Genomic DNA, 8,277 nt, shown 5'->3' on the forward strand with positions numbered 1-8,277 from the left:
ACCAGGCGCCGCGGCCGGCGCCGGGCTGTCGGCACCGGCGCCTTCGCCCGGGCCCTTGATCATCACCACCGGCTGGCCGGCCACGCCGACCACCAGCGGAATGTCGGACAGGCCGGCCGGCGGCGGCAACAGGCCGGTCGAGGAGATGCAGGCGCCGCAGGCATAGACATAGGCGATGCCAGTTGCCGGATCGAAGCTGCCGCCGGGCCAGTTGGTGCCACCCTGGGCCCAGTTGTTGATCACCCCGAACTTCTCCGGCGTGGAGACGATCGGCGGGGTGTAGACCGGGCCGAGCACATATTTGGAGGTCAGCTCCAGCGCCTTCTTCTTCAGGTCCGGGGTGAAGTCGATCAGGTCCTTCTCCTCGACGCCGTTGCGCGCATAGACCGGCGGCTTCGACGGGATCGGCTGGGTGGGCGAATACCACTCGCCGGGCACTTTGCCCTTGGGCACCTTCGTTTCCTTGATCGGCCAGACCGGCTGGCCGGTGGCCCGGTCGAACACGTAGAAGAAGCCCTGCTTCGACGGGAGGCCGACCACCTTGCGCGGCTTGCCGTCCACCGTCACGTCCATCAGCAGCGGGGCCGAGCTGTTGTCGAGGTCCCAGATCTCGTGATGGATCAGCTGGTAATGCCAGCGCCGCTCGCCGGTCTTCAGATCAACCGCGACAAGGCTGTTGCCGAACAGGCCGGGGCCCGGCCGCTTGCCGCCGAAAAAGTCAGACGTCGGCGATTCGACGGCGAGATAGGCGAGGCCGAGCTCTTCATCGACCGAGACCTGCGTCCACACGCCGGTGTTGCCGTTGATGTCGGCCGAGTTGTTGAACCACGTCTCGTAGCCGAACTCGCCCTTCTTCGGCACGGTGTGGAAGGTCCAGATGCGCTTGCCGGTCCGCACGTCGAAGGCGCGGACATAGCCCTTGGTGTTGTTGTGCGTGCGCGGCGTGAAGCCTTCGCGGAAGGCGGCGCCGATGATGATGGTGTTGCCCGACACGGCAGGCGCGGAGTGGACGCCGACTTCGCCAGTGTCGAGATCGCCCAGATCCTGGTCGAAATCGGTCTTGAGGTCGACAACGCCGTTGGTGCCGAACTCCGGATCCGGGCGGCCGGTGTCGGCATCGAGGCTGACGAGACGATAGCCGATGGTGACATAGAGGATCCGGCGCTTGGTGCCGTCCGTCCAGTAGCTGAGGCCGCGGCCGGACAGGGCGCGCGGACTCTCGGCCGAGCGCTTGCCTTCGTGCATGGCATATTGCCAGAGCAGTTCGCCGGTGGCGCCGTTCAAGGCAACGACGGCGCGGCGGGTGCCGCCGGTGGTGTAGATGACGCCATCAACCGCCAATGGGGTTGATTCCAGCTTGTATTCCGGCCGGCTGCCCAGGATGTCGGTCTTGAACCGCCAGGCGATCTCCAGGTCGTTGAAATTCTTGGCGTTGATCTGGTCCAGCGGCGAATAGCGGCTGCCCTTCAGATCGGCATTGTAGGTCGTCCAGTTGGCGACGCCATTGGTGGTGCGTGCGGCGGCAACGCCTTCCTTGCCCGGCGTCTGCGCCAGCGCGGCGGGTGCCGCGGTCAGCATCAGCGCGGCGGCGACCGAAAGCGGCAGGAAACGGGTGGTGATCATCTTTGGAACCCCAGGGATGCGAGGGAGAACATGAATGCAGCCTGTGCCGGCAGCACAGCCGGCACAGGCACGCGGCCTTGATCAGGCCATCTGCATCACTTTTTCGACGCCGGCCTTCAGGCTGGCCTTCTGCGCGTCCGACAGCTGCGGATAGGGCGTGCGAGCGTACATCATCGGCCCGCCCATCCGCAGCGACAGCACATATTTCATCGAGGCATAGGTGTTGGCGCCCATGTTGTGGTCGCGGATGATGCCCTGCGCGGCGCGCAGATGCTCCAGCTTGGCCTTCCAGTCGCCCTTGGCGCGGTAGGTCTTGAAGATGTCGGCGCACTTGTCGCTGAACTGGTTGCCATCGGCCAGGATCGCCCCCATGCCGGCTTCGACAGCCGGGATGAGATTGTTGGACGTGCCGCAGCGCATGTTCAGTTCCGGGAAGCCCTTCAGGAAGGCGGCAAAGCCAGCCGGATCGCCCGAGCTGTCCTTGATGCCGGCAAGGTGCGGATACTTCATCATCGCCTTCAGCACTTCGTGGGTGATGCCCACCTCCGACGTGCCGGGGATGTGATAGAGATTGATCGGGATCGTCACCGCTTCGAACAGCTGCGTGTAATAGTGGATCAGCCCCTCGTTGGGCGGCTGGTTGAAGTAGAAGGGCGGGATCACCAGCAGGCCATCGGCGCCCACGCTCTGGGCATGGCGGGCCAGATCGATGGTCTCGACGATGTTCGAGGTACCGGGCCCCACGATGATGTTCATGTTGCCCTTGTGCTTCATCGCCGTCTCGGTGATGAACTTGCGCTCGGCCACCGAGAAGCTGGGGAACTCGCCCGAAGTGCCGAGCACCACAACGCCGTCAGCGCCGCACTTCTGGTGCCATTCCATCACTGCCTTCATGGCGCCGGGATCGAACATGCCCTTGGCGTCGCACGGCGTGACGGTGGCCACCCAATAGGCGACCTTTTCCTTCGAGCCGAGGCGGCGGGCCATCTGCGCCTCGGCTGGAGCCGCGGCCAGCGTGCTGGCGGCAAGTGCGCCTGCGGCCATGCCGCCCAGCGTCTCACGACGGTTCATGTCCATCTGTCGTCCTCCCCTTGTGGCCGCGTTGGCGCGGCTTTTCATGCGTTGCGATGCCATCATTGCGCCAACCGGGCCACGCGGCAAGATGACAGGGTTTCCTGCCCTCAGAAGTTCACGCGGGCGCCCAGCCGGTACTGGCGGCCGATGGCATCATAGATGATGCCGCTGATCGGCGTGAAATAATAGCTGGTCTGCCCTTGCGTTGGGCCGGCGGCGACGTTGGGCGGCGCCTGGTTCAGAAGGTTGTCGACCGTGCCGAAGAACTGCAGCCACTTGGTGGCCTGCCAAGAGCCACGCAGGTCGAGATAGGCGATGGCAGGCACCTTGTTGTCATCGACGTCCTTCGGGCCCCAGGCACTGTTGAGCTTGGCGGCGCCAATGAAGCGGGTCTGCGCGGTGAGCGACACGCTGTCATCGCTCCACGTGACCGAGCCGGTGGCGCGCGCCTTGGGGAAACCGCTGCCGCCCAGATTGTCGGGGCCGATGGCGCCAGCCAGATTGAAGATGCTGCCCAGCTGCTGCTGCTGCAGCTGGAAGATATAGTTGCCCAGCACCCGGAAGTTGAGGTTGCCGCCCAGCGCCGGCACCGTCCAGTCGAGCTGATAGTCGATGCCCGAGGTCTTCAGGCGGGCGATGTTGTTGGGGAACACGTTGATCTGGCTGAGCAGCGGCTGCCCCTGCGAACCCGGCGAGCCGCCGAACACCAGCTGGCTGCAGAAGCTGGCTTCCCCGGCGTTGCAGCGCGTCAGCACCTCGTTGGCGCCGACCTGCACGATCGCGTCCGACAGGTTGATGCTGTAATAGTCCACCGACAGGCTGAAGCGGTCGATGAACGCCGGCTGCAGCACCACCCCGGCCGTGAACGTGCGTGCCTTTTCCGGCTGCAGCGCGGCGTTGCCGCTGGCGAAGCTGAAGATCGACACGTTGACGTTGTCGTTGGGGTCCACCGCCGAGGACAGGGTGGACAGGCCGGTGGAGAACAGCTCGTTGAGGTTCGGCGCCCTGATGTCGCGGGACAGGGTGGCACGGACCCTCAGACCATCAACGAGGTCCGACAGGAAGCCGACCTTCCAGGTGGTGACGCCGCCGCTGGTCGAATAATCCGTGTAGCGCACCGCACCGTTGACGTTGAGCGAGCGCACGACACTGTCCTTCAGCAGCGGCACGTCGACTTCGAGGAAGCCTTCCTTCACATTGTAGTTGCCGACGAAGCTGGGGAAGTTGGCCACCGAATAGATGCGGGCCTGGGCGCCCGGATCGTTGATGATATTGCCGTTTTCGGTGCGATATTCGCCGCCGAAGGCCAGCGCGATGTCCCCGGCGGGCAGGCCGGGCAGCCGACCCTGCACCGTGGCTGCCGTCACCGTCTGGCGCAGCAGCTGGCGCTGGAAGTTGCTGCCCGGCGTCACGTTCACATAACGGATGGCGTCCTGGCTGGCGACGCCGGTGCCGATGATGTTGAGCGGCCGGCAATTGGGATCATCGTTGGTGGTGCTGGCATCGGCATTGACCCGGCAGACAATGTTGCTGCCCACCTGCACGGCATCGATGGCACGGTTGTAGTTGGCAATGATGGCGTTGGATTCGGTGGTCTGGAACACCCGCACGTCGCCGCGCTGGTAATAGGCGCTGTAGCTCCATCCGTTGCCCAGATCGCCTTCGACCGTGGCCACGCCGCGCCAAAGCTGGCGATCGGTGGTCGCCACCGGGACGCCCAGCGCATTGGTGGCGAAATTGTCATAGCTCAGCGTGTCGGACGTGATGTTGTTGATGTTGGTGGTGCCGACCTGGATCGCCGTCCAGTTGTTGGCGATCATCTGGTCACGCACCGCCTGCGGCAGGAACGGATTGTCCACCCGGATGAAGGGCGCCTGCGCGCCGATGCGGATGAACGGCACGGAATTGTTGCGCGAGAAGGTGGAGCCATAGTTGAGCTGCACCGAGAATTTCAGCCAGTCGGCAAAATCATACTTGATGAGGCCGAACAGCGAGCCGGTGCGATAGCGGATGGCGAGGTTGTTCAGTTCGGCCTGCAGGGTTTCGGCATTGGAGGCCACCTGGCCCGAGATGTTGGTACCCCCGAACGGCGCCAGCTGGCCGTTGCTGCCGATGAACTGCTGGTTGCGCAGGCTGCCCAACCCGGCGCCGGTCACCTGGTTGGCGCTGGCGCAGCCATTGGTGGCCGTGAGCGCGGCGCGGCAGGCCCCCACGATGAGGCCGCCGGTGGTGGCGCCCGACAGGTTGACATTGTCGGCATGGATCAGCCGCGGTTGGTCGTTGGTGGGCGTGAACGCCGGGTTGTTGACCAGCTGGCGATAGCGGTTCCAGCCGCGCTCGTTGGCGAAGATGTTGCTGGGCGCGTCGAACCAGTTGCCGGCGACAATGATGCGGCCCTTGTCGTCGTCAAATCCGGCGCCCCAGGCGGCCTGCACGCGATAGTTGAAGCGGTCGAAGGCATAGCTGTCGCCCACTTCGGCGCTGGCCTTGAAGCCATCGAACTTCTTGTTGATGACAAGGTTGACCACGCCCGACACGGCGTCCGACCCCCAGGCCGCCGAGGCGCCGGCGGTCACCACGTCAATGCGCTGCACAAGCGCCGTCGGCATGGTGCCGATGTCGACCTGGCCGGTGACGTTGGACTGCACCACGCGCTGGCCATCGAACAGCACCAGCGTGCGGGTAACGCCGAGGTTCCTAAGGTTGACAGTGTCGAGACCGGTGATGCCGGCCACGATGTTGCCGGCACCCGACGTGTTGTTGGGCGAGGCCGAACTGCCTACCGCCGGCAGCTCGCGGATCGCGTCCCCCACCGTCGGCCGGGCGTCGCGCATCAGCAGTTCCTCGCCCACCACGGTCACCGGGGTCGGCGCGGTATAGCCCGACACCGCGATGCGCGATCCGGTGACAACGATGGTTTCGCCAGGCTCCTCCGCCGCTGCCGGCGCCGCCTCCGGCGTCTGGCCCTGCGCGGCGGCTGCGGTGCCGATGGTGCCGGCAGCGATGAGGGCAGCCCACGCGAGGGCGGCCCGCGAAACCATGTTCACGGCCATAATGTTTCCCCATGTTTTCGGGCTCACTGGTGCGGCGCGGCCATCGACTGCACCGCCAGCTGCCCTTGAAATATGTGTTTCCCCTTGTGCGACCGCGCGCGGCTCCCCACCCCGCATGTCCACACATCACGGGGCCTAACATGTCATTGTGTCACATGCAATTGTTCGATTGTGGTACAAAGACACACACAGGAGCACACACAGGAGCACACACAGGCCACGCCCTCTGGCAGGCCCGGCCCGGCGCTGTTCAGGCGGTGCGGAAGGCGTTGCTGATCGGGTAGCGGCGGTCGCGGCCGAAATTGCGGCTGCCGATCTTGACGCCCGGCGGTGCCTGGCGGCGCTTGTATTCGGCGATGTAGAGCAGCCGTTCCACCCGTGCCACGGTGGCGGCATCCAGCCCGGCGGCGATCAGGTCGCTGGCCGACTGTTCGCCCTCCACCAGCGCCATCAGGATGCGGTCGAGCAGGTCATAGGGCGGCAGGCTGTCCTGATCCTTCTGGCCTTCGCGCAGCTCGGCCGTTGGTGGTTTGTCGATGACGCGCTGCGGCATCACCGGTCCATCCGGCCCCAGCCCCAGCCGCGGCCGCCGGCCGTTGCGCCAGCGCGACAAGGTGAACACGGTCGTCTTGTACAGGTCCTTGAGCACCGAATAGCCGCCGGCCATGTCGCCATAGATGGTGGCATAGCCCACGCTCATCTCGCTCTTGTTGCCGGTGGTGAGCAGCATCGGGCCATATTTGTTGGACAGCGCCATCAGCGTCAGGCCGCGGATGCGCGACTGGATATTCTCCTCGGTGATGTCAGGCGCGCGCCCTGCGAACAGCGGCGCCAACATGGCATCGAAGGCCTGCATCGCCGGCTCGATGCGCACCGTGTCGAGCCGGCAGCCCAGCAGCTGCGAGCAGGCCGCCGCATCCTCCAGGCTGTCCTGGCTGGTGAACGGGCTGGGCATCATCACGCACCACACCCGATCGGCGCCCAGCGCATCCACGGCCACGGCCGCCGACAGCGCCGAATCGATACCGCCCGACAGCCCCAGCACCACGCCGGGAAAGCGGTTCTGGTTCACATAATCGCGCAGACCGACCAGCATGGCGTGATAGATGGCCTCATCCGCGTCATCGGGTGGGCTGATCTCGCCAGTGATGCAGCTCCAGCCCGAGGCGCCGCGCTGCCACTCGGTCAGCCGCACCGCCTCGTCCCAGTCCGGCAGCCGATGGGCCAGCGTGCGATCGCGATTGAGCACGAAGGACGCGCCGTCGAACACCAGCTCGTCCTGCCCGCCGACACGGTTGAGATAGGCCAGCGGCAGCCGCGTCTCGGTGACCCGGGCAACGCCCACCGAGAGCCGGCGGTCGCCCTTGTCCACCTCATAGGGGCTGCCGTTCGGGCTGATCAGCAGTTCGGCCCCGGTCTCGGCAAGGCACTCGCACACCTCTGGTGCCCAGATGTCCTCGCAGATCGGCACCCCGATGCGCACGCCACGCACCGTCAGCGGCCCCGGCAGCGGGCCAGGCGTGAACAGCCGCTTCTCATCAAAGGTGCCATAATTGGGCAGGTCATGCTTGCGGGTGATGCCGGCGATGCGCCCGCCGTCGAGCAGCAGCATGGCGTTGTAGAGCGCGCCATCTTCCGCCCACGGCGCACCGACCAGAAGGGCCGGGCCGCCGTCGGCCGTGTTCCGCGCCAGCCCCTCGACTTCGGCGCGCACGGCCGCAACCAGCGCCGGCTTGAGCACCAGGTCCTCCGGCGGATAGCCGACGATCGACAGCTCTGGCGTGACCAGCAGGTCGGCGGCGCCGGCGGCCGCACGCGCCTTCGATATCGCCTGCGCATTGCCGGCGAGGTCGCCGACGCGGGCGGTCAATTGGGCAAGCGCGATGGTCAGACGGTCGCTCATCGCTGCATCGCTTACGCGCAAGCCGGCCCCGGCGCCAGCATGGCCAAATCATGCACAGAAATTTGCGCTCGGCTGGGTCGTCGATGCATCGCTACTGCGCTAGGAACGTTGCTGAGCTGCAATGCCGTTCATCCACGCCCCCACCGCGCCGCGCCTGTGCCACCTGGCAGCGGCTGACTGGCCCGCCGATCCGGCCGCGGCGCGTGCGATGGTGGCTGAACTGATCGATTTCCTTGGCGATCCCAAACCCGCCAACCGCGACTGGGCGACCTTCTTGCTCGCGCAGTCGCCGGAAGACTGCCCGGCGTTGCGGGACGCCTTGCTGGCCGCGGCGGCCGATTCCAACCTGCTGGTGCGTGGCGAGGCGCTGCTCGGCCTCGCCCGGCGAGACCGGGTCTCTGCCCTGCCGCACGTGCAGGCGGCGCTGGCGCTGGACCGGGTGAGCGTGGCGTTGCTGGAAGCCGCTGCCCTTTGCGCCCACCCTTCGCTGATCCCCGATCTCGAATATTGGTCGCGCCCTTCGGCCAACCGCATGGCCGACATGGCCGCCACCGAAGCGCTGCTGGCCTGCCGGCTGGCGTCCGCCCGGCCGGCGCCGGGCGCCGCGCCCCGCCCCCGCTTCGG

5 protein-coding genes are annotated in these 8,277 nt (G+C 66.3%); 1 reads left to right on the forward strand and 4 read right to left on the reverse strand.

Annotation, left to right across the window (positions count from 1 at the left end; all coding sequences use genetic code 11):
* The 4 genes from GJV64_RS08250 to GJV64_RS08265 all read right to left on the reverse strand — a co-directional run.
* On the reverse strand, nt 1-1,623 hold a 1,623-nt coding region (locus tag GJV64_RS08250), incomplete at its 3' end, for an outer membrane protein assembly factor BamB family protein (RefSeq protein ID WP_164156785.1).
* Between the two features lie 81 nt (nt 1,624-1,704).
* Entirely contained in the window at nt 1,705-2,700 is a 996-nt protein-coding gene (locus GJV64_RS08255) for a dihydrodipicolinate synthase family protein (protein ID WP_164156786.1), read from the reverse strand.
* 104 nt (nt 2,701-2,804) lie between these two features.
* The gene (locus tag GJV64_RS08260; RefSeq protein WP_164156787.1) at nt 2,805-5,750 is read right to left on the reverse strand and encodes a TonB-dependent receptor domain-containing protein; all 2,946 of its coding nucleotides are present in this window, start codon (nt 5,748-5,750) and stop codon (nt 2,805-2,807) included.
* Between the two features lie 250 nt (nt 5,751-6,000).
* Nucleotides 6,001-7,653 carry an NAD+ synthase gene (locus tag GJV64_RS08265; RefSeq protein WP_164156788.1) on the reverse strand — a complete coding sequence of 551 codons (1,653 nt, stop codon included), beginning with the start codon at nt 7,651-7,653 and terminating at the stop codon, nt 6,001-6,003.
* 121 nt (nt 7,654-7,774) lie between these two features.
* Between GJV64_RS08265 and GJV64_RS08270 the strand changes: the two genes are divergently transcribed.
* The coding region (locus GJV64_RS08270; protein ID WP_164156789.1) for a lyase at nt 7,775-8,277 on the forward strand (503 nt) is incomplete at its 3' end.

The organism is Sandarakinorhabdus rubra, assembly GCF_010994245.1.
In the GTDB taxonomy this organism is placed as follows: domain Bacteria; phylum Pseudomonadota; class Alphaproteobacteria; order Sphingomonadales; family Sphingomonadaceae; genus Sandarakinorhabdus; species Sandarakinorhabdus rubra.